Annotated in this window: 23 protein-coding genes; 11 read left to right on the top strand and 12 right to left on the bottom strand. The window is 67.6% G+C overall.

What is annotated here, in order from left to right:
- Positions 1–76: 76 nt before the first annotated feature.
- Complete coding sequence (locus tag AC3WQY_RS01880; RefSeq protein WP_492705317.1) at positions 77–1,201, bottom strand: CaiB/BaiF CoA transferase family protein; 1,125 nt, start codon at positions 1,199–1,201, stop codon at positions 77–79.
- Positions 1,202–1,251: 50 nt separating this feature from the next.
- Here AC3WQY_RS01880 and greB point away from each other — a divergent pair, with 50 nt between their 5' ends.
- On the top strand, positions 1,252–1,812 hold the full coding sequence (gene greB, locus AC3WQY_RS01885) for a transcription elongation factor GreB (protein ID WP_492705319.1): 561 nt from the start codon (positions 1,252–1,254) through the stop codon (positions 1,810–1,812).
- Here the strand turns inward: greB and AC3WQY_RS01890 are convergent.
- The 4 genes from AC3WQY_RS01890 to AC3WQY_RS01905 form a co-directional block, all read right to left on the bottom strand.
- Positions 1,809–4,082, bottom strand: coding sequence for a RelA/SpoT family protein (locus AC3WQY_RS01890; protein WP_492705321.1), 2,274 nt, complete (start codon positions 4,080–4,082; stop codon positions 1,809–1,811). The genes greB and AC3WQY_RS01890 overlap by 4 nt on opposite strands.
- 114 nt (positions 4,083–4,196) lie before the next feature.
- Positions 4,197–4,400 (bottom strand): DNA-directed RNA polymerase subunit omega, encoded by a 204-nt coding sequence (gene rpoZ / locus AC3WQY_RS01895; protein WP_285232805.1) that lies wholly within the window; start codon positions 4,398–4,400, stop codon positions 4,197–4,199.
- Between the two features lie 41 nt (positions 4,401–4,441).
- Positions 4,442–5,062 (bottom strand): guanylate kinase, encoded by a 621-nt coding sequence (gene gmk / locus AC3WQY_RS01900; protein ID WP_492705323.1) that lies wholly within the window; start codon positions 5,060–5,062, stop codon positions 4,442–4,444.
- Positions 5,063–5,086: 24 nt separating this feature from the next.
- Complete coding sequence (locus AC3WQY_RS01905) at positions 5,087–5,998, bottom strand: YicC/YloC family endoribonuclease (protein ID WP_492705324.1); 912 nt, start codon at positions 5,996–5,998, stop codon at positions 5,087–5,089.
- Positions 5,999–6,029: 31 nt separating this feature from the next.
- Here AC3WQY_RS01905 and AC3WQY_RS01910 point away from each other — a divergent pair, with 31 nt between their 5' ends.
- From AC3WQY_RS01910 to hemW, 5 genes are read left to right on the top strand one after another with little or no spacing between them, the layout of a single operon-like run.
- Positions 6,030–6,998: a serine/threonine protein kinase gene (locus AC3WQY_RS01910; protein WP_285232802.1), complete on the top strand. Its 969-nt coding sequence runs from the start codon at positions 6,030–6,032 to the stop codon at positions 6,996–6,998.
- Positions 6,995–7,906 carry a PP2C family protein-serine/threonine phosphatase gene (locus tag AC3WQY_RS01915; RefSeq protein WP_285232801.1) on the top strand — a complete coding sequence of 304 codons (912 nt, stop codon included), beginning with the start codon at positions 6,995–6,997 and terminating at the stop codon, positions 7,904–7,906. The genes AC3WQY_RS01910 and AC3WQY_RS01915 overlap by 4 nt, the downstream gene beginning before the upstream one ends.
- An 18-nt stretch (positions 7,907–7,924) precedes the next feature.
- Positions 7,925–8,656, top strand: coding sequence for a ribonuclease PH (gene rph / locus AC3WQY_RS01920; RefSeq protein ID WP_492705325.1), 732 nt, complete (start codon positions 7,925–7,927; stop codon positions 8,654–8,656).
- A 2-nt stretch (positions 8,657–8,658) separates the two neighbouring features.
- Positions 8,659–9,270, top strand: coding sequence for a non-canonical purine NTP pyrophosphatase (locus AC3WQY_RS01925; RefSeq protein WP_492705326.1), 612 nt, complete (start codon positions 8,659–8,661; stop codon positions 9,268–9,270).
- A gap of 28 nt (positions 9,271–9,298) precedes the next feature.
- Positions 9,299–10,474, top strand: a complete 1,176-nt coding sequence (gene hemW, locus AC3WQY_RS01930; protein ID WP_492705385.1) for a radical SAM family heme chaperone HemW — start codon at positions 9,299–9,301, stop codon at positions 10,472–10,474.
- On the opposite strand, the gene AC3WQY_RS01935 is transcribed toward hemW, so the two are convergent.
- Complete coding sequence (locus AC3WQY_RS01935) at positions 10,471–11,394, bottom strand: LysR substrate-binding domain-containing protein (protein ID WP_492705327.1); 924 nt, start codon at positions 11,392–11,394, stop codon at positions 10,471–10,473. The genes hemW and AC3WQY_RS01935 overlap by 4 nt on opposite strands.
- 265 nt (positions 11,395–11,659) lie before the next feature.
- On the opposite strand from AC3WQY_RS01935, the gene AC3WQY_RS01940 reads away from it, so the two are divergent.
- The gene (locus AC3WQY_RS01940) at positions 11,660–12,031 is read left to right on the top strand and encodes a nuclear transport factor 2 family protein (RefSeq protein WP_492705328.1); all 372 of its coding nucleotides are present in this window, start codon (positions 11,660–11,662) and stop codon (positions 12,029–12,031) included.
- On the opposite strand, the gene AC3WQY_RS01945 is transcribed toward AC3WQY_RS01940, so the two are convergent.
- The 4 genes from AC3WQY_RS01945 to AC3WQY_RS01960 are packed head-to-tail and all read right to left on the bottom strand — an operon-like array spanning position 12,013 to position 16,458.
- Positions 12,013–13,797 carry an EAL domain-containing protein gene (locus AC3WQY_RS01945; protein WP_285232796.1) on the bottom strand — a complete coding sequence of 595 codons (1,785 nt, stop codon included), beginning with the start codon at positions 13,795–13,797 and terminating at the stop codon, positions 12,013–12,015. The two genes, AC3WQY_RS01940 and AC3WQY_RS01945, sit on opposite strands and share 19 nt — an antisense overlap.
- Before the next feature lie 59 nt (positions 13,798–13,856).
- Entirely contained in the window at positions 13,857–14,951 is a 1,095-nt protein-coding gene (locus tag AC3WQY_RS01950) for a protein-glutamate methylesterase/protein-glutamine glutaminase (RefSeq protein WP_492705330.1), read from the bottom strand.
- 27 nt (positions 14,952–14,978) lie between these two features.
- Entirely contained in the window at positions 14,979–15,653 is a 675-nt protein-coding gene (cheD, locus tag AC3WQY_RS01955) for a chemoreceptor glutamine deamidase CheD (protein WP_285232794.1), read from the bottom strand.
- Between the two features lie 43 nt (positions 15,654–15,696).
- A complete protein-coding gene (locus AC3WQY_RS01960) occupies positions 15,697–16,458 on the bottom strand; it encodes a CheR family methyltransferase (RefSeq protein ID WP_492705387.1) in 762 nt (253 codons plus the stop codon).
- On the opposite strand from AC3WQY_RS01960, the gene AC3WQY_RS01965 reads away from it, so the two are divergent.
- Genes AC3WQY_RS01965 through AC3WQY_RS01975 form a run of 3 tightly spaced genes read left to right on the top strand, consistent with a single transcriptional unit; the run spans position 16,417 to position 18,658 of the window.
- The gene (locus AC3WQY_RS01965) at positions 16,417–17,457 is read left to right on the top strand and encodes a GGDEF domain-containing protein (RefSeq protein WP_492705331.1); all 1,041 of its coding nucleotides are present in this window, start codon (positions 16,417–16,419) and stop codon (positions 17,455–17,457) included. The two genes, AC3WQY_RS01960 and AC3WQY_RS01965, sit on opposite strands and share 42 nt — an antisense overlap.
- Positions 17,454–18,257: a MinD/ParA family protein gene (locus tag AC3WQY_RS01970; protein ID WP_425334638.1), complete on the top strand. Its 804-nt coding sequence runs from the start codon at positions 17,454–17,456 to the stop codon at positions 18,255–18,257. Before AC3WQY_RS01965 ends, AC3WQY_RS01970 begins: the two co-directional genes overlap by 4 nt.
- Before the next feature lie 8 nt (positions 18,258–18,265).
- Positions 18,266–18,658: a group II truncated hemoglobin gene (locus AC3WQY_RS01975; protein ID WP_492705332.1), complete on the top strand. Its 393-nt coding sequence runs from the start codon at positions 18,266–18,268 to the stop codon at positions 18,656–18,658.
- Between the two features lie 6 nt (positions 18,659–18,664).
- Here AC3WQY_RS01975 and AC3WQY_RS01980 read toward each other — a convergent pair whose 3' ends face one another.
- Together AC3WQY_RS01980 and radC are read right to left on the bottom strand one after the other, a co-directional pair.
- The gene (locus AC3WQY_RS01980; RefSeq protein WP_492705389.1) at positions 18,665–19,252 is read right to left on the bottom strand and encodes a Smr/MutS family protein; all 588 of its coding nucleotides are present in this window, start codon (positions 19,250–19,252) and stop codon (positions 18,665–18,667) included.
- A gap of 59 nt (positions 19,253–19,311) precedes the next feature.
- The gene (gene radC, locus AC3WQY_RS01985) at positions 19,312–19,986 is read right to left on the bottom strand and encodes a RadC family protein (protein WP_492705333.1); all 675 of its coding nucleotides are present in this window, start codon (positions 19,984–19,986) and stop codon (positions 19,312–19,314) included.
- Between the two features lie 93 nt (positions 19,987–20,079).
- Here radC and AC3WQY_RS01990 point away from each other — a divergent pair, with 93 nt between their 5' ends.
- The gene (locus tag AC3WQY_RS01990; RefSeq protein ID WP_285232790.1) at positions 20,080–20,523 is read left to right on the top strand and encodes an FKBP-type peptidyl-prolyl cis-trans isomerase; all 444 of its coding nucleotides are present in this window, start codon (positions 20,080–20,082) and stop codon (positions 20,521–20,523) included.
- The last annotated feature ends 1 nt before the right edge of the window (position 20,524 follow it).

Below are 20,524 nucleotides of genomic sequence, written 5' to 3' on the forward strand. Positions count from 1 at the left end.
AGAATAAAAAGAAATGGCAAAGGGCCGGTGAGTAATCACCGGCCCTTTTGCTTTGTTGCAGCTTTTATGCGCGGGTTTATGCGCGAGCCATGGCGGCGATCTCGGCCTCGCCCAGGCCCAGTGCGGCCAGCACGGCTTGCGTGTCCTGGCCGGGCTGCGGGAATGGGCGCGGCGCCGGGCCCGGCGTGCGCGCGAAGCGTGGCGCACTTGCCGGTTGGATCTTGCCATCCACCTCCACGAAGTTGCCGCGCGCGCGCTGGTGCGGATGCTGGGCCGCTTCGGCCAAGCTCAGCACCGGCGCGAAGCAGACGTCGCTGCCCTCCAGCAAGGCGGTCCATTCATCGCGGGTCTTTTGCTTGATGCGTGCGGCGACCTCGGCGCGTGCCGCCGGCCAGCGGCGGTGGTCGTATTGCAGCTGGGCGTCCAGATGCTCCAGGTCCAGCTTCTGCAGTAGCAGCTTGTAGAACGGCGGCTCGATCGCGCCCAGCGTGATGTGCCGCCCGTCCGCGCACTCGAAGCTGTCGTAGAAGGGTGAGCCGTGCAGGAAGAAGTTCTGCGCCGGATCGTCGCCCCACATGCCGATGCCGCGCAGCGAATGCACCAGGCTGCTGAGTGCGCCCACGCCGTCGATCATGGCGGCGTCCACCACCTGGCCGCGGCCGGAGCGTTGCGCCTCCAGCAGGGCGCAGACCACGCCGAAGGCCAGGAACATCGCGCCGCCCGCCATATCGCCCAGCAGGGTGGCGGGCAGGGTGGGGGCCTGGCCGGCGCGCGAGGCGATCGCGAGCACGCCGGTGAGTGCCACATAGTTGATGTCGTGACCGGCGGCCTGGGCCAGCGGCCCGGTCTGGCCCCAGCCGGTGACGCGGCCGTAGACCAGGCGCGGGTGCTGCGCCTCGAAGGCCTCGGGCCCCAGGCCCAATCGTTCCATCACGCCCGGCCGGTAACCCTCGATCAGCGCGTCGGCGCTCTCCACCAGGCGCTTGATGGCGGCGACGCCGGCGGCCGACTTCAGGTCCACGCAGATGGAGCGCTTGCCGCGGTTCATGGCCTCGCCGCCGCCCAGGGTGCGCAACGCCGCGGGGCGTTCCACCACGATCACCTCGGCGCCCATGTCGGCCAGCAGCATGCCGGCCATGGGGCCCGGCCCGATGCCGGCAAATTCGATCACGCGCAAGCCTGCCAATGGCCCCTGACTCATTCTGTGCTCCTGTGTGCTGCTCGATGAAGGTCGCCGGGCACAATATACGGATGAGCAAGGCCTTCACCAAGGAAAGCGACGGCGATGACGACGAGGACATGGCGCTGCCCGCCCTGCCGTCGGGAACACGCAACTACATCACCCCCGCGGGCTATGCGCGGCTGCGTGCCGAGTTCATGACACTGCTGGACGAGGAGCGCCCCAAGATCGTCGAGATCGTCTCCTGGGCGGCCAAGAATGGCGATCGCTCGGAGAACGGCGACTACCTCTACGGCAAGAAACGCCTGCGCGAAATTGACCGCCGCCTGCGCTTCCTCACCAAGCGTCTGGACATCGCCGAGGTGGCCGATCCCAGCCTGCACCATGGCAGTGACCAGATCTTCTTCGGCGCCACCGTCACCTATGCCAATGCCAAGGGCGAGGAACGCACCATCACCATCAAGGGCATCGACGAGAGCGACAGCCTGAACGGCGAGGTGAGCTGGGTTTCGCCGATCGCGCGCGCGCTCCTGAAGGCCCGCGAGGGCGACGAGGTGCAGCTGATGACGCCCGGCGGCGTGGAGCGCCTGGAGGTGCTTGAGGTGCACTACCCCAAGCCCCAGCTCGGCTAGGGCTTGATGCGCCAGGCCCGCAGCACGGCGGGCGAGCGCTTCAGCGTGCGCAGCACATCGGCCAGATGCAGGCGGTCGCGCACGCTCAGCAGCAGCTGCATCTCGGCGGTTTCGCGCGCCTGGGCCTCGTCGGTCATCGCGATATGGGTGATGTCGGCCTCGGCCGAGCTGACGGCCGTGGCAATCTGCGCCAGCACGCCCTTGCCGTTCTTCATCAGCACGCCCACCGCGGCCTCGAAGCTGCGGCTCAGTTCCTCGCCCCAGGCCACCGCAATCCAATGCTCGCTGTCGCGCTGGAACAGGCGGCGCCCGACTTGGCATTCGCCGGTGTGCACCACCAGGCCCTCGCCGCGGCCCAGATAGCCCTTGATGTCGTCGCCCGGGATGGGGCGGCAGCAGCTCGCCAGCCGCACCGAGGCGCCCTCGGTGCCGTCGATGGTGACCTGGCCCTGGGCCGGGCCGTCGTCGGCGCCGAAGCGGCCCATGCTGAGCATCACCGCGTCGGGGCGCTGGCCCTGCTCGGCCAGCATGCGCGCCAGCTTCTTGGCCACGATGGTGGCGATCTTGCGGCCCAGGCCGATCTCGATCAGCAGCTCGTCCACATGGCGGTTGCCGGCCCAGCGGGCCAGGTCTTGCCAGAGCTGGGAGGCGCTGTTGTCCTCGTCGTCCAGGCTGGGCATCGCCAGGCCCTCGGCGCGCAGGGCCTGGGCCAGCATTTTCTGCCCCAGCTCGCGCGACTCTTCCTGTTCCAGGTTCTTGAGGAAATGGCGGATCTTGGAGCGCGCGCGGCCGGTGCGCACAAAGCTCAGCCAGGCGGGATTGGGGCGGGCGCCGGCGGCGCTGATGATTTCCACCACATCGCCGCTGCGCAGCTCGGCGCGCAGCGGCACCGGCTCGCCGTTGACCTTGGCGGCCACGCAATGGTCGCCCACGTCCGAGTGGATGGCGTAGGCAAAGTCCACCGGCGTGGCGCCGCGCGGCAGCGCCATGATCTTGGACTTGGGCGTGAAGACATAGACCGCGTCCGGGAACAGGTCGATCTTCACATGCTCCAGGAACTCGTTGGCGTCGCGTGTCTCGTCCTGGATGTCGATGAGCGACTGCAGCCAGCGCGAACCCAGCTGCTGGGCCGCCAGCGGGTCGCCCTTGTTCTTGTAGAGCCAATGCGCGGCCACGCCCTTTTCCGCCACCATATGCATGGTCTCGGTGCGCATCTGGAACTCCACCGGTGTGCCCAGCGGGCTCACCAGGGTGGTGTGCAGCGACTGGTAGCCGTTCGGCTTGGGGATGGCGATGTAGTCCTTGAAGCGCCCGGGCTGCGGCTTGTAGAGCTGGTGCAGCACGCCCAGCGCCAGATAGCACTCGGGCAGCTCGGCCACGATGATGCGAAAGCCGAAGATATCGCTCACCTGGGCAAAGCTCAGGTGCTTCTCGCGCATCTTCTTGTAGATCGAGAACAAGGTCTTCTCGCGGCCCTGGATCTCGGCCTTCTGGCCGGCCTCGGTGAAGGCCTTGATGACGTCGCGCTCGATGCGCGAAACCAGGTCGCGCCGATTGCCGCGCGCCTTCGCGATCGCCTTGGACAGGGCGGCGTGGCGCCAGGGGTGGATGTACTGGAAAGAGAGCTCCTGCAGCTCGCGGTAGATCTCGTTCAGCCCCAGGCGGTGGGCGATCGGGGCATAGATATCGAGGGTTTCGCGCGCGATGCGGCGGCGCTTCTCGAAGGCCATCGCTCCCATGGTGCGCATATTGTGCAGACGGTCGGCCAGCTTGATCAGGATCACGCGCACATCGCGCGCCATCGCCAGCAGCATCTTGCGGAAGCTCTCGGCCTGCGACTCCTCCTTGGTGGAGAACTGCAGCTTGTCCAGCTTGGTGAGCCCGTCCACCAGCTCGGCGGTGGGGGCCTCGAAGCGCTCGATCAGCTCGGTCTTGGTGACGCCGCAGTCTTCCATGGCGTCGTGCATCAGCGCCGCCATGATGGCCTGCGCGTCCAGGCGCCAGTCGGCGCAGATGCCGGCTACCGCGATCGGGTGCGTGATATAGGGCTCGCCGCTGGCGCGGAACTGGCCCAGATGGGCCTCGTCGGCGAACTTGTAGGCCTCGCGGATGCGCTTGATGTCGCCCTTGGGTAGGTAGGCGAGCTTGTGCAGCAGGGCGTCGAACGACGCCGCCTCGGCCTGTGTCGGTTCCGGGCTGGTCTTGGTAATGCCCGAGAGGCCGGTCAGTGCGGCAGGCAGGCGAGCGACGGCGAAGGAGCGAAAACCCATGGCCCGAATTTACAGCATGCGCGCCGGCCACCCTGGGTGGGCGCCTCTATGACCCGCACGGCCGGCAAAGACAAAGGGCGCCCGCAGGCGCCCTTGGCATGGGTGATGCGGTGTTTAGACCGGCACCTTGCGCAGCATCTCGATGCCGACTTCGCCGGCAGCGATTTCGCGCAGCGCGGTCACGCCGGGCTTGTTCTTGCTTTCGATCTTGGGCGTGTGGCCCTGGCTCAGCATGCGGGCGCGATAGGTCGCGGCGAGCACCAGCTGGAAGCGATTCGGGATCTTGACGAGGCAGTCTTCAACGGTGATGCGGGCCATTTTGTTGTCCTGGTAATGAATCTTGAGAATCTTTTGGAGCGTCAGGGCAGGTCCAGAGCTCGGAAAACCGCGGAACGGTTGCGACGCTGAGCCGCGTATTTTAACCGCTGCGCGTGCACGATGGCTTTCAGGTCGAAAAGAGCGGTCTCGAACACCGCATTCACCACCACGAAATCGAACTGCTGGGCCTGCGCCACCTCGACGCGGGCATTCGCCATGCGCTTGGCGATCACGTTCGGCTCGGTGTCGCCGCGGCGCTTCAGGCGCTGCTCCAGTTCCTCCCAGCTGGGCGGCAGGATGAACACCAGCACCGCGTAGGGGAACAGCTTCTTGATCTGCAGGGCGCCCTGGAAATCGATCTCCAGCACCACGTCGTCGCCATGCGCCATACGGGCCTCGATGGCGGCGCGCGAGGTGCCGTAGAGATTGCCATGCACCTCGGCCCATTCGAAGAACTCGCCACGGTCGGCCATGGCGCGGAACTCCTCCGGCGTGGTGAACCAGTATTCGCGGCCATGCTGTTCCTGGCCGCGCGGCGCACGCGAGGTGTGCGAGATCGAGACGTCCAGCTTGGCGTCGAGTTCCAGCAAGGCCTTCACCAGGCTGGATTTGCCGGCGCCGCTGGGGGCGGCGACGACGAAGAGATTGCCGGGATATTCCATGGTCGGGTCTGTCTGGCTGCTTGCTTATTCGATGTTCTGGACCTGCTCGCGCATCTGCTCGATCGCCACCTTCATCTCCACCGAGATGTTGGTGAGTTCCAGCGCGGCGGACTTGGACCCCAGGGTATTGGCCTCGCGGTGCAGCTCCTGGATCAGGAAGTCCAGGCGCTTGCCGAGCTCGCCGCCCTTCTTGAGCAGGCGCTCGATCTCTTCCAGATGGGCGCGCAGGCGCGCCAGCTCCTCGGCCACGTCGATGCGGATGGCGTAGGCGGCCGCCTCATTGAGGGCGCGCTCGCGCAGCGCCTCCTCGGGTATCGATTGGGCCGCACCGGTGCTCACCAGCGCCTCCTGCCAACGTTCCAGGAAGCGCTGCTGCTGGCGCTGCACCACGGCGGGCACCAGGGGTTCGGCCTGCTCGGCCAGGCCGCGCAGGGTGTCGATGCGCTCCTGCAGAATCGCCACCAGCTTTTCGCCCTCGCGCTCGCGCGCCTCGGCCAGGCCGGCCACGCACAGGCGCGCCGCCTCCAGCGTGGCCTCGTCGAGCCGCTCGGCCGCGCCACCGCCCTTGCACCATTGCAGGATCTCGTGCACCGAGAGCGCCTGCGCCTTGGGCAGCCAGTTCTGCACCGTGCCCTCCAGGCGCGCCAGCTTGTTGAGTTGCTCGGCCTGCGGCTGGGGCCAGTTGTTGTCCCCCTCGCGCTGGGTGTTGATGCGCAACTCGATCTTGCCGCGCTTGAACGCCTTGGTGAGCAGCTCGCGCAGGGCGGGCTCCAGACCGCGCAGATCCTCCGGCATGCGGAAGCCCAGGTCGAGGAAACGCCCATTGACGGAGCGTGCTTCCACGGTCACGCTGGCGGTCGAGACGGTGCCGGTCTCGCTCGGTGTAACGGGTTGCGAGCTGGCGCTGGCGTAACCCGTCATGCTGTAAACTGGCATGAGCATTCGGTTGAGCAATCAAAGCGCGATTATGTCAAAGCCGAAACCGGCGCCCTTGCCTGCAGGGACGGTAGTTGGGGGCTACCAGATCATCAAGAAGTTGGCGGCAGGCGGATTCGGTGTGGTTTATCTCGCCGAAGATCCCGAGCACCACCTGGTGGCCCTGAAGGAATACCTTCCCTCGTCCCTGGCGGAGCGCTCCCCCGGAGAACTCACTCCACGCGTCAAGCCCGAGAAGCAGCCCCTGTATCGACTCGGGTTGCGCAGCTTCTTTGAGGAAGGGCGTTCGCTCGCCCAGATCTCGCACCCCAGCGTCGTCTCGGTGCTGAACTTCCTGCGCGAGAACGAAACCGTCTACATGGTGATGAACTATCTGCAGGGCGACACCCTGCAGGACTTCATCGTCACCGCGCGCGACCTGAAGCGCGACAAGGTGTTCCGCGAGTCCACCATCCGCTCGCTGTTCGACGAGATCCTCAAGGGCTTGCGCATCGTGCATCAGCACAAGATGCTGCACTTGGACATCAAGCCGGCCAACATCTTCATCACCAACGACAACAAGGCGGTGCTGCTGGACTTCGGCGCGGCGCGCGAGGTGCTGAGCAAGGAAGGCAACTTCATCCGCCCGATGTACACGCCCGGCTTTGCCGCGCCCGAGATGTACCGCCGCGATGGCGCTTTAGGCCCCTGGACCGACATCTACGCCATCGGCGCCTGCATCTACGCCTGCATGCAGGGCTATCCGCCCAATGACGCACCGCAGCGCCTGGAGAAGGACCGCCTGGCGCTGAGCCTGTCGCGCCTGCGCAATGTCTATTCCGACAACCTCATCGAGGTGACCGAGTGGTGCATGTCGCTGGACCCGCTGGCGCGCCCGCAGAGCGTGTTCGCGCTGCAAAAGGAGTTGGCACGCGAGACCGAGCGCCGCTACACCAAGCTGAGCTTCAGCGAGCGCCTCAAGCTCCAGCTTGAGAACCTCAAGGCAGGGGCCAAGGCGTGAGGTTCGGTATCTATCAAGTCAGCCGACGTGGCGGCCGGGAAAAGAACGAAGATCGCATGGGGTATTGCTATACCCGCGACGCCGTGTTGTTTGCGCTTGCCGACGGCATGGGCGGCCACCCCGAGGGCGAGGTGGCGGCGCAGATCGCGCTGCAGACCGTGGCCAGCATGTTCCAGCGCGATGCCAAGCCGGTGCTGGACGACCCGAACCGCTTTCTGGAAGACGCGATTCTGGTCGCGCACCAGCAACTCCTGCGCTACGGCCAGGACAAGGGCCTCAGCGACACCCCGCGCACCACCGTGGTGGCCGGCGTGCTGCAGCGTGGCAATGCCCACTGGGCCCATTGCGGCGACTCGCGCCTGTACATGGTGCGCGGCGGCGAGCTGATGGCGCGCACGCGCGACCATTCCTACAGCGAGCTGCAGGAAGCCCTGGGTCGCCATGCGAATGGCGCCGAGCGCTTCAACCGCAACGTGCTGTTCACCTGCCTGGGCAGCCCCGGCAAGCCCATGATCGATATCTGCGGCCCGATCCCGCTGCAGACCGGCGACCGCTTCATGCTGTGTTCCGACGGCATGTGGAGCACGGTGTCCGACCTGGCCATTGCCGACCAGCTCTCCACCCGCGTGATCTCGGACGCCGTGCCCGAGCTGGTGGAGCAGGCGCTGCGCAATGGCGGCGCGCGCTGCGACAATGTCACCGCGCTGGCGGTGGAATGGGAAGGCGAGGACGAGCCCGACGCGGCCGACTCGATCTCCACCCAGAACCTGGCCGACGACGGCTTTGCCTCCACCATCCAGGCGGCCGCGCTGGAAGCGCAGGAACGCCGCGAGGATCTCAGCGAGGCCGAGATCGAACAGTCGGTGCGCGAGATCCAGGCCGCGATCCGCAAGGCCGGCAAAAAGTAACTCCGAAAGGTTCCCCCGATGTCTGCTGAATACCAACGCGCCGGCGAGCGCGCTGCCGCTGCTTTGCGCCCGGTGCGCATCACGCGCCACTACACCTGCCATGCCGAGGGCTCGGTACTGATCGAGTTCGGCAACACCAAGGTGCTGTGCACCGCCTCGGTGGAAGAGAAAGTGCCGCCGCACAAGCGCGGCTCGGGCGAGGGCTGGGTCACGGCCGAGTACGGCATGCTGCCGCGCGCCACCCATACCCGCAGCGACCGCGAGGCCGCGCGCGGCAAGCAGAGCGGCCGTACCCAGGAGATCCAGCGCCTGATCGGCCGTTCGCTGCGCTGCGTGTTCGACCTGGCCTTGCTGGGCGAGCGCAGCATCCACCTCGACTGCGATGTGCTGCAGGCCGATGGCGGTACCCGCACCGCCGCCATCACCGGCGCCTATGTGGCCGCGCACGATGCGGTCAGCTGGCTGCTGGCGCAAGGCAAGATTGCCCAATCGCCCATCAAGGATGCCGTCGCCGCGATCTCGGTGGGCATGCTGGAGGGCACGCCGCTGCTGGACCTCGAGTACACCGAAGACTCGGCCTGCGACACCGACATGAATGTGGTGATGACCGGCTCGGGCGGCTTTGTGGAACTGCAGGGCACGGCCGAGGGCCTGGCCTTCAACCGCCTGGAAATGAACGCCATGCTGGACCTGGCCGAAAAAGGCATCAAGGACCTGCTCGCGGCGCAGCGCAAGGCCCTGGGTCTGTGAGCATGAAGCTGGTCCTTGCCTCCAACAACGCCAAGAAGCTCGCCGAGCTGCAGACCCTGTTCGCGCCGCTGGGTGTGGAGCTGGTGACGCAGGGCTCGCTGGGCATTGCGGAGGCCGAGGAGCCCTTCGAGAGCTTTGTGGAGAACGCGCTGGCGAAGGCGCGCCACGCCGCTGCGGCCAGCGGCCTGCCGGCGCTGGCCGACGATTCTGGCCTGGCCGTCGATGCGCTGGACGGCGCGCCCGGCGTGCTCTCGGCGCGCTATGCCACGCTGTTCGGCCAGCCCAAGTCGGACGCCGACAACAACCGCGTGCTGCTGGAGCAACTCGCCGGCAAGGGCGCCGGCCCGCACCGCGCCCAGTTCGTCTGCGCCCTGGTGGCCGTGCGCAGCGCCCGGGATCCGGTGCCGCTGATCGCGATGGGGCGTTGGCAGGGTCAGATCTTGCCCGCGGCGCAGGGAGAGGGCGGCTTTGGCTACGACCCGCTGATGTTCATTCCCAGCCTGGGCCAGAGCGTGGCGCAGCTGAGCGCTCAGGTGAAGAACCAGCTGAGCCATCGCGCCCTGGCTGCGGGCGCGCTGGTGCAGCAGTTCAAAGAGGTCTGGCAACTTGGCTGAACTCAACAGCGCGCGCCTCACCGAGCTGATGCGCCCGGGCACCTTGAGCCTGGCCGCCTTGCCGCCGCTCTCGCTCTATGTGCACCTGCCCTGGTGCCTCAAGAAATGCCCTTATTGCGACTTCAACTCGCATGAATGGAAGGATGGCCGGCAACTGCCAGTGGACGCCGCGCGCGCCTACCTCGGCGCGCTGCGCGCCGACCTGGAGGCCGCGCTGCCGCTGATCTGGGGCCGGCCGGTGGTGAGCATCTTCATCGGCGGTGGTACGCCCAGCCTGTTCGCCCCCGAGCAGATCGCCGAGCTGATCTCCGATATCCGCGCGCGCCTGCCGCTGGAGCCCGGCTGCGAGATCACGCTGGAGGCCAACCCCGGCACCTTCGAGCGCGACCGCTTCCGCGGCTTTGCCGCGGCCGGCGTGACGCGCCTGTCGATCGGCGTGCAGAGCTTTGACGATGCGAAGCTCAAGGCCTTGGGCCGGGTGCATGACGGCGCGCAGGCGCACGCCGCGATCGAGGAGGCCGCCCAGGCCTTCGAGACCTTCAACATCGACCTGATGTATGCGCTGCCGGGCCAGAGCCTGGCCGAGCTGGAGCAGGACCTGAGCCTGGCGCTGGGCTATGCGCCGCCGCATCTGTCCGTCTACCACCTCACCATCGAGCCGAATACGCGCTTCGCGATCGCGCCGCCGGTGGTGCCCGACGCCGATCTGGCCAGCGACATGCTGGACCTGATCACCGCGCAAACGGGCGCCCGGGGCATGGAGCGCTACGAGGTCTCGGCCTATGCACGCGCCGGCCATCGCTGCACGCACAACCTCAACTACTGGCAGTTTGGCGACTATCTGGGCATCGGCGCGGGGGCGCACAGCAAGCTGAGCTTCCCGCACCGGGTGCTGCGCCAGGTGCGCTGGCGCGAACCGGCCAGCTATATGGCCAAGGCGGGCGAGGGCGCGGCGGTGTCCAACGAGCACGAGGTGGCGCGCAAGGAACTGCCCTTCGAGTTCATGCTCAACGCGCTGCGCCTGCGCGAGGGCGTGCCGATGCAGCAATTCCTGGAGCGCACCGGCCTGCCGCCTTCCAGCATCGCCGAGGCCTTGCAGCAGGGCCGCGGCAAGGGCCTGCTGGAGCTCGATCCGCTGCGCATCCAGCCCACCCCGCGCGGCTTCGATTTCCTCAGCGACCTGCAGTCGCTGTTCCTCGCCTAGTCCCCATACAGGGCGCGCGCCGACAGTTCGATCTCGGCGTGCAGCCAGGTGCAGAGGGCGCGGAGCGCGGGCTCGTCCTTCAGCGCGGGCGGGTAGACGATGTGGTAGCTCTGCGCCTGCGAGCCCTCCAGGGCCTGGCCCGAGACGCGCACCAGGCGGCCGTCCAGCAAGGCATCGGCCGCCAGTAACTCGCGCGTCAGCGCCACCCCCATGCCTTGCTCGGCCGCCTGCAGGAGCAGGCCGGCATCGTTGAAGCTGGCCATGGTGCGGATCTGCCGGCTCAGGCCCGCCTCGGCAAACCATTGGGTCCATTGGGCGGCGTCGCCCAGCAGCGATTGCGCGGCCAGCTCCTCCAGGGGTGCGCCGATCAGGCGCTGCGCCAGCGCCGGAGCGGCCACCGGCACCGAGCGCGACTGCAGCAGCACCTCGTTGACCAGGCCGGTCCAGGGCCCGACGCCCTGGCGCAGCGCGAGATGAAAGCCCTCGCGCTCCAGGTCGACGAGCTGCTGCGAGACATTCAGCTCCAAGGCGATCTCCGGATGCAGGGCATGCCAGCGCCCCAGCCGCGGCATCAACCAGCGTTGCGCGAAGGAGGGCAGGGCGGTGATGCGCAAGGCCTGCAGCGCGCTGCCATGCGCAGCGCTGGCGGCCTGCAGCCCGCGCTCCAGCTCGACCCAGGCGCGCTCCACGCCGCGTTGCAAGGCCTCGCCCGCCTCGTTGAGCCGGATGCGGCGGCCGCTGCGCTCGAACAGCTGGAAGCCCAGCTGCGTTTCCAGCGCCGTGAGCTGCTGGCTCACCGCGCTGTGGCTGAGGTGCAGGCGCTCGGCCGCTGCGCGCAGGTTCTGGGTCTGGGCCGTGGCGCGGAAAGCGGCCAGGTATTGCAGGGGCAGGCGTGGGGCTCTGGGCATGCTGGTAAGCATATCTGAACAAGATGGCCCGATTTTCGCGCTATTGCCGGCGGGTATGAATGCTTAATATGACCAGCACTGCATCAGGAGATTCTCATGAGCAAACATCCCCTCGCCGTCTATCTCGCCACCACCGCCATGGCCCTGAGCGCCGCCGCTGCCAGCAGCCTGTTGTGCACCTGCTGGGCGGCACCGGCGCAGCTGGGGGCGGCGCTGCATGAGTCGCCGCCTGCGCAGCCTCAGCCCATCTCTGCCACCCAACTTCTGGCCCAATCGCATGCATCTGCCAACGAGCCCTGCCGAGCTGATCCAGCGCCAGCTGGAGGCCTACAACGCCCGCAACTTGGACGCCTGGCTGGCGACCTATGCGCCCCAGGCCCGCCAGTACCTCTACCCGGCCACGCTAGTGGCCGAGGGGCATGAGCAGATCCGCGCGCGCATGCGGGCGCGCTTCGCTGAACCCAATCTGCATGCCCGGCTGCTGCAGCGCCATGTGATGGGCAAGATGGTGATCGATGTCGAGATCATCACCCGGACCTTTCCGGAGGGGCCGGGCCAGCTTCAGATGGCCGCCATCTACGAGGTGGAGGGCGGCCTGATCCAGTCGGCCGTCTTCATCGCCGGCGAGCCTCAGCTGGCCATCACATAAATGCCCAGGGCGCCATGCTTGGCATGGCGCTTGGCCGTGGCCGCGGCGCTGGCCACGTCCTCCGAGCGATGCAGGCTGCCCGGGCTGACGCGCACCGCACCGATCGACAGCGTGGTGCAGGGGTGGAAGCGCAGATTGCCCTGACGGTCCTCGGCCATGATGCCGCCGGCTTCCAGTGCCGCGGCGTCGAAGAGCTTGCGCGCCAGTTCGTTGAAGCGCTCGACGATGAGCTCGCAGCGTTGTTCCCAATCGTCGCTCTGGAACAGCATCACGAAGTCGTCGCCACCCACATGGCCGAGGAAGTCGCGCTGGCTGTCGCAATGCGCGCTGGCCACGCGCGCCAGCAGGCGGATCATCTCGTCGCCGCGCCAGTAGCCATACTCGTCATTGAAGGGCTTGAAGTGATTCAGGTCGGCGTAGGCCGCGACGAACTCGCGGCCGCTCGTCAGCAGGCGACCGATGTGCTGGCTGATCGGGATGTTGCCGGGTAGAAAGGTCAGCGGGTTGGCATGGCGTGCCGCCTCGATGCGCGCCTCGGTGACCGAGCGCACCAGCTGTTCGCCCGTGCCCAGGCCCAGATAGCGACCCGCGCGCGTGATGATGAAGCCCTCGCGCAGATAGCGCTGGTCGGCCGAGGTCAGCACGCGGGTGAGTGCCTCGATGCCGGTGCCGGCATCGACGATCAGCGGTGAGGCGTTGGCGAACAGGGTACAGGCGTGGCGCCCGTAGAGATCGTTGAAGAAGGGCTTGGCCCAGCGTCCGATGAACTGGGCGCGGTCCACCAGGGCCACCGGCGCACCGGCGTCGTCGAGCACCGCCACCGCGTGCAATTGCTCATGCGCGCTGAAGAGGCGGTAGAGCTGCTCGTTGCTGGCGCTCTCATGCAGGGCCGGCGCGGTCAGCATCAGCTGCTCGGCGCAGATGCTGCTGCCACCGGCGCGGCGCAGCTCGGGCAGCACCGCGATGTCGGCGCTGGCCAGCACCTCGGCCGCCGGCCCCAGCACCTCGCGATGGCCCGCCGGGCCGGGCCGGCCGAGCAGCCAGCCCTGGCCGAAGGCCACGCCCAGGTCGCGCAGCACGCGCAGCTCCTCCGGGCTTTCGATGCCCTCGGCCACCAGCTGGGCGCCGAAGGTCTCGGCCAGTTGCAGCAGGGCGCGGAAGGTCTGCAGCTTCTCGGCGTGGGCGGGCAGGTGGTGGGTGAAGTACTTGTCGATCTTGACCAGCTGGGGCTGGATCTCGGACCACAGGCGCAGCGAGGAGCGGCCGTCGCCGAAGTCGTCCAGCGCGATGCCCACGCCGAGCCGGCGCAGGCGCGTCAGGCCCTGGCGCAGCGCCTCGATGTCGGTGACGCGCTCATGCTCGGTGAGCTCGATGATGATGTCGGCCGGCGTGATGCCGATGCGCTCGCACAGGCCCAGGCCGCGTGCCCAGTAGGCGTCGCTCACGGCGCGTGCCAGCGCCGCGGCGCTCATGTTGACGAGCAGCTTGCCGGGCAGCTTCAGCCGCGCCCAGTCCTTCAGCGCCTGCAGCGCGCAGCGCACCTCCAGCTCCACCGTCAGGCCCTCGCGGCGGCCGGCGGCGAACAGCGCGTCGGGGTACTCCAGCGCCGAGCCGGCGGGCCCGCGCACCAGCGCCTCATGGCCGTAGATTTCGCCGCAGTCAAGCTTCACGATGGGCTGGAACAGGGTGTGCAGCAGGTCCTCGTCAATGAGGGTCTGCACCTGCAAGGGCAGGGCGCGCTTGCAGTCAGGGATGGTGGTCATCATGTCGGTACGCTCGCTCAAGCAGCGAGCTTGCCGACACTTGATGACAGGGTTGCGAAACCCTAGACGCGATTGGTGGAGAAGCCGGCGGTGCTGCGCAGGCGCTCCAGCAGGCGCGGTGCGATCTGGCTCAGCGGCAGCACCTCGTCGGCGGCGCCGGCGTTGATGGCCTCGCGCGGCATGCCGAACACCACGCAACTGGCTTCGTCCTGCACCAGGTTGTAGGCGCCGGCGTCCTTCATGGCCTTCATGGCCTTGGCGCCGTCGGCGCCCATGCCGGTGAGCATGATGCCCAGCGCGTTGGGGCCCACCACGCGCGCGGCGGAGTTGAACAGCACCTCCACCGAGGGCTTGTGGCGGTTCACCGGCTCGCCGTCCTGCACGCGCGCAATGTAGTTGGCGCCCGAGCGTTCCACGCTCAGGTGCATGCCGCCGGGCGCGATATAGCCGTGGCCCGGCAGCACGCGCTCGCCGTCCTGGGCCTCTTTCACGCGGATGCGGCACAGCCCGTCCAGGCGCGCCGCATAGCTGCGCGTGAAGCCGGGCGGCATGTGCTGGGTGATCACCACGGCCGGGCAGTCGGCCGGAAGGTTGATGAGCACGTCCTTGGTGGCTTCGGTGCCGCCGGTGGAGGCGCCGATGAAGATGATCTTCTCGGTGGAGAGCCGGCCCAGGCTGGCCATCGGCGCGGGCTTGGGCGCCGGCGCCGTGCCAGGCGCCGCGGCGCTGGCAGGGGCGGCATGGCTGCGATGGATGCGGGCCTTGGAGGCGATGCGGATCTTGTCGGTGATGTCCTGGGCCAGCAGGCGGATGCCGTCGGCCACGCCGATCTTGGGCTTGGCGACGAAGTCCACCGCGCCCAGCTCCAGCGCCTTCATGGTGACCTCGGCGCCGCGTTCGGTCAGCGTCGACACCATCACCACCGGCATGGGCCGCAAGCGCATCAGGCGCGAGAGGAAGTCCAGCCCGTCCATCTTGGGCATTTCCACGTCCAGCGTGATCACGTCCGGGTTGAGGTTGCGGATCATCTCGCGCGCCACCAGGGGGTCGGCGGCCGCGCCTATGCATTCCATGTCGGTCTGACGGTTGATGATCTCGGTGAGGATGCTGCGCACCAGCGCCGAGTCATCCACCACCACGACTTTGATCTTGGCCATTGTTGAAAACTCCTCGTGCGCGCCGGCTCAGAACAGGTCGATGGAGCCGCCGCTGGCCACCACGGGCTGGGCCTTCTGCGCCGCTGCGCGGTCCTGCTGGATCAGCGCCTCGGTATTGGTCGGCGCCAGGCGCTTGACCATGGCCTTGCCGCTGTGCGGCAGAAAACAGACTTTACGGGGATAGATGTCCATGACGTCTTTGGAAACGATCGGGATGCGCTCGGTCTTGAGGTAGTCGAGCACGAAGTTGGTGTTGCGTTCGCCGACGTTGATGGTGTTCATGCCCGAGATCACGGCGCCGCCGCCGAAGATCTTGGCTTCCATGCGGCTCTTGGAGGCGCCGCGCTTCATCATCTCGTTGATCAGCAACTCCATCGCGAAGGAGCCGTAGCGGCCCGAATCGCCGGTGCCCTCGGGCAGCATGAAGTGGTTCATGCCGCCGATCTGCGCGTGGCGGTCCCACAGGCAGGCGGCGATGCAGGAGCCCAGCGTGGTCATCACCAGCAGGTCCTCGTTGTCGACGAAGTATTCGCCCGGCAGCACCTTGACCGCGGCGTTCTTGAAATGCGCGTCATAGAAGAAGAAGGAGGCTTCGCCCTGCTTGCGCGTCTGCGCCTTGAGTTGGGCGACGCGGGCGGCGCCGGGGCCACCGGCGAGATAGCTGCCGGCGCTGGCTCCGGACGGGGGCAGGGGCGTGCTCATTGGATGATTTTCGGCCGGTTACAGGGTGGACTTGAGCGCAGCCTCAGACGCGCTCGTAAATGGTCTTGCCGCGCAGGCGGAACAAGTCCTTGGACTCGGTGAAGTTCTCCGAGTGACCGACGAAAAGCAGGCCGTGCGGCCGCATCACCTTGTGGATGCGCTCCAGCACCTTGCGCTGCGTGGGCGCGTCGAAATAAATCATCACATTGCGGCAGAACACCATGTGAAAGGGGTCGCCCAGCGACCACTGGGTGTGCATCAGGTTGAGGGTACGGAATTCGATGCAGCGCGCCAGCTCGGGCTTGACGCGGATGCGCCCGTCGTTGGCGCCGGTGCCGCGCATGAAGAAGTTCTTCAGCCGCGCCGGCGAGAGGCCGCGCGAATCGGCGCTGTAGACGCCGCGGCGGGCGGTGTTGAGCACATTGGTGTCGATGTCGCTGGCGACGATCTGCACCTGCGAACCCGAGCCCAGCGATTCCGCGCAGGTCATCGCGATCGAGTAGGGCTCCTCGCCGGTGGAGGCGGCACAGCACCAGATGCGCACCGGCTTGGTGTTGACCGCCTTCAGGTCGTCGGCCAGGCAATGGAAATGGTGCTCTTCGCGGAAGAAGGAGGTCAGGTTGGTGGTCAGGCAGTTGACGAACTCCTGCCACTCCTGCTCGCCCTGCGGGCCGCTGGCCTGTTCCAGCCATTGCAGGTACTCGCCGAAGCTGCGGTGGCCGGTGTCGCGCAGGCGGCGCGAGAGCCGGCTGTAGACCATGGCGTGCTTGCCATCGTGCAAGCTGATGCCGGCGTGTTGGTAGATGAGTTGGCGTACGCGATCAAAGTCTGCGCGGCTGAAGCTGAACTCGTGGTCGACCGCTTCGGTTGCCGTGGACTGAGGCGTTCCTGGGCGCATGTAGGGCTCGCTTCTTCTGGTTGGATGCGCAGGCATGCGCTCCCGAGGATTCTCGGGTTTCTGGAGTTTGTGCGCCAGCCTAACAAGGCTAAAAGCGGAACAGGGCGGTGCTTGGATGTTTTTTTGCACCGGTGCGCAGTATTGCCCGCTGCTAGACTGCCCCGGCACTTCCCCAGGAGCCCCTTGGAACCCAGCGCAACACCCCGTCCGGTCGATGCCAGCGAATTGCGACTCGACCTGGCTTTGCAGCTCCTGCAGCAGGCCGGTGCGATGCTGCCCGAGGCTGAGCCCTTCAGTGCGGCATGGCTGCAAGGCGTGGTCGATGCGCTGTGCGATCTCTCCAGCAAGGATGCGCTCACCGGCCTGGTGAACCGCCGCAGCTTCGAGATGGCGCTGTCGCGCGAGGTCGACCGGGTGGCGCGTTCGGGTGAATCGGCGCTGCTGCTGGTGCTCGATATCGATCATTTCAAGGCCGTCAACGACACCTATGGCCATGCCGCCGGGGATCTGGTGATCAAGGCGGTGGCCGATGCCATCGGCCAGACCGTGCGGCCCATGGATACCGTGGCGCGCGTGGGTGGGGAGGAGTTTGCGATCATTTTGCCGAGTTGCCTGCCCACCTTCGGTGTCACGGTGGCCGAACGCATACGCGAGCGAGTGGCTGCGATGGAGGTGCCCGTCACGCCGGCGCAGAGCCTGCGCGTCACCATCAGCCTGGGCGGCGCTTTTGCCCCGCAATGGGTGCGTTCATCGTCCCTGCTGTGGATGGAGCGCGCCGATCGTCAGCTGTATCGCGCCAAGGCCGAGGGCCGCAACCGTGCCTGCCTGGAGAGTCAGGTGGAGTCGCTCGTCAGCGCAGAGGAAAAAGGCATGTTGTTTGCCGTAACGCAACAGGAAAGCGAATGAGTACCAACATGGCGCCTGCTGCTGCTACATCGAAATCGGGTCGCGCCCTCGCGCGCACCCTTGCCGTCACCAGCGGCAAGGGCGGCGTGGGCAAGACCTTTGTCACGGCCAATCTGGCCGCCGCCCTGGCCGCGCGCGGCCAGAAGGTGCTGGTGCTGGATGCCGACCTCGGCCTGGCCAATCTGGACGTGGTGCTGAACCTGCATCCCAAGCTCACCCTGCACGATGTCTTCACCGAGAAGGCCACGCTGGAGCAGGCCATCCTGCCCGCGCCCGGGGGCTTCCATGTGTTGCTGGCCGGTTCGGGCATGGTGGAGTATTCGCGCCTCACGCCCGAGGTGCGCGACAAGCTGCTCTACATCATCGACCTGGTGAAGCCGCGCTTCGACTGGGTGCTGCTCGATACCGGCGCGGGCATCTCCGACGTGGTGCTGTTCGCCGTCTCGCTGGCCACCGATGTGCTGGTGGTGGCCACGCCGGAGCCGACCTCGCTGACCGACGCCTACGCCACCATCAAGGTGCTGGCCACCCAGCAGGGGCGCCGCGAGGTGGGGCTGGTGGTGAACCAGGCCAACCGGCCCGGCGAAGGCAAGCTGATCTGCGGCCAGCTGCAGCAGGTGCTGCAGCGCTTCGTCGGCCCCACGCCCGGCCAGACCTTCCGGCTCGAGCTGCTGGGCGAGGTGAAGAACGACCAGGCGGTGCGCCAGGCGGTGCTGAAGCGCCAGCTGCTGCTGGAGCATTACCCCGGCAGCGACGCGGCGCAGGCGATCAAGGCGCTGGCCAGCAAGCTGCTCGCCTGAGGCGCCGCATGGCTGAGACCAACACGCCGGCGACGGCCTTCGACTGGGTGGGCGGCGAGGCCGCCGTGCGCGCCCTGGTGGACCACTTCTACGATCTGATGGAGCTGGAGCCGGCCTACGCGCCGCTGCGCGCCCTGCATCCCACCAGCCTGGAGGGCTCGCGCGACAAGCTGCACTGGTTTCTGTGCGGTTGGCTGGGCGGCCCCGACCACTACATCGAGCGCTTCGGTCATCCGCGCCTGCGCGCGCGTCACCTGCCGTTTGCGATCGGCATTGCCGAGCGCGATCAATGGATGGACTGCATGCGCCGCGCCATGTTGGAAACCGCGCTGGACCCGGCGCTGCGCCAGCGCCTGGACGCCTCCTTCATGAACACGGCCGACTGGATGCGCAATCTCTGAGCCGGCTCAGGGCTGACCCAGCAGCACCATCAACGCACCGGCCCCGCCATCGCTGGCGCGCGCCTGCACAAAGGCCAGCACCTCCTGCTTCTGCACCAGCCAACGGCGCACGCGGCTCTTCAGGACGGGCTCGCGCCCCGGCGAGCCATGGCCCTTGCCATGCACCACGCGCACACAGCGCAGGCCGCGCCGTGCGCTCTCGTTCACAAAGGCGCCCAGGGCCTCGCGCGCCTGGTCGCGGCGCAGGCCGTGCAGGTCGATCTGGGCCTGCAGGGCCCAGTGGCCGCGGCGCAGCTTGCGCACCGTCTCGGGGCCCAGCTCGACGCGGCGGAAGGACAGGGTCTCGTCGGTCTCGAGCAGTGAGTCGACGTCGAAATCGTCCGACAGCGCCTGGCGCAGCACCGCCTGCTCGTCGAGCTGGCGCTGGCGCGGTTCGGGTTCGGGCGGGTCGGCGCGCAGCAGCACGCGCTGTGCATCGGGCAGCCGCGTCACGGCACCGATGCTGAGCTCGAACAGGCGCTGCTCCTGCTCGCGCAGACGCGCCGCGGCGGCGGCGCGCTCGGCGCGCTCCTCGGCCTCGCGGCGGCGCAGCATCAACTCCTGCTGCAGCGCCTTGAGATCCTGCAGGCTGTGAAAGGTGGCGGGCTTGGGGCTCACAGCAGGCCTCGCTCGGCCATCGACACGGCGTTGCCGCCGCCGACCACGAAATGATCCAGCACCCGCACATCCACGAGGCTCAACGCGCTCTTCAGGGCCTGAGTCAGCAACTCGTCGGCGCGTGAGGGCTCGGCCACGCCGGAGGGGTGGTTGTGCGCCAGGATCACCGCCGCTGCGCCATGCGCCAGCGCCCGCTTGACGACCTCGCGCGGATAGACCGAGGTTTGCGTGAGGGTGCCGCGGAACAGTTCTTCCATCGCGATGAGGCGATGCTGGGCGTCGAGGAAGAGCAGGGCGAACACCTCGTGATCCAGGCCGTCGAGCTGCAGGCGCAGGAACTGCTTGACGCTCTCGGGCGCATCGAAGACGGTGCGGCGCTCCAGCTGCTGATGCAGGGCGCGGCGCGCGATCTCGAGCACCGCGGCAATCTCGGCCTGCTTGGCCGGGCCCAGGCCCTTGACGGCTGCAAGGTCCGTCACGCCGGCACGCAGGAGGCCGGCCAGGCCGCCGAAATGGTCCAGCAATTGCTGCGCCAGTTGCAGCACCGACACGCCCTTGAAACCGGTGCGCAGCAGCAGGGCCAGCAGTTCGGCGTCGGCCAGGCTGGCGGGGCCGCGGGCCAGCAGCTTTTCGCGCGGGCGCGCGTCGGGCGGCAGGGAATCGAGCGGCATGGGAAGGTGGACGGAACGGGCTGGAGAAGAGCACATTGTCGGCCAAGCCTAAAATCCCCCCAAACCAATGCAGCCGGACAACCCGGAAACGCCGTGAATCTGATTCAACAAGGGTCCTTCCTGACCCTGCATTACCGCTTGGCCGGCCCCGATGGCGGCGAACTGATCAATACCTTTGCCGACAAGCCGGCGACGCTCTCGCTGGGCAATGGCGAGCTGGCCCCGGCCATCGAGCAGCGCCTGATCGGGCTGGCCGAGGGCACGCACACGCGTTTCGAGCTGGCGCCGGGCGAGGCCTTCGGCGAGCGCAACCCGGAGCTGCTGCAGCGCGTGAAGTTGCAGCTGCTGCGCCAGCTGGGCGACCCGGACGAGCAGTACGGCGTCGGCGACGTGGTGCAGTTCCCCACGCCGGATGGGCAGGGCAGCTATGCCGGCCTGGTGCGCGAGGTGGGCGAGGACTGGTTGCTGTTCGATTTCAACCATCCGTTGGCCGGCCAGCCGGTGAGCTTCGAAGTGCAGGTCATCGGGGTGCTGTGAG

Source organism: Roseateles sp. FW301-B2, assembly GCF_058788955.1.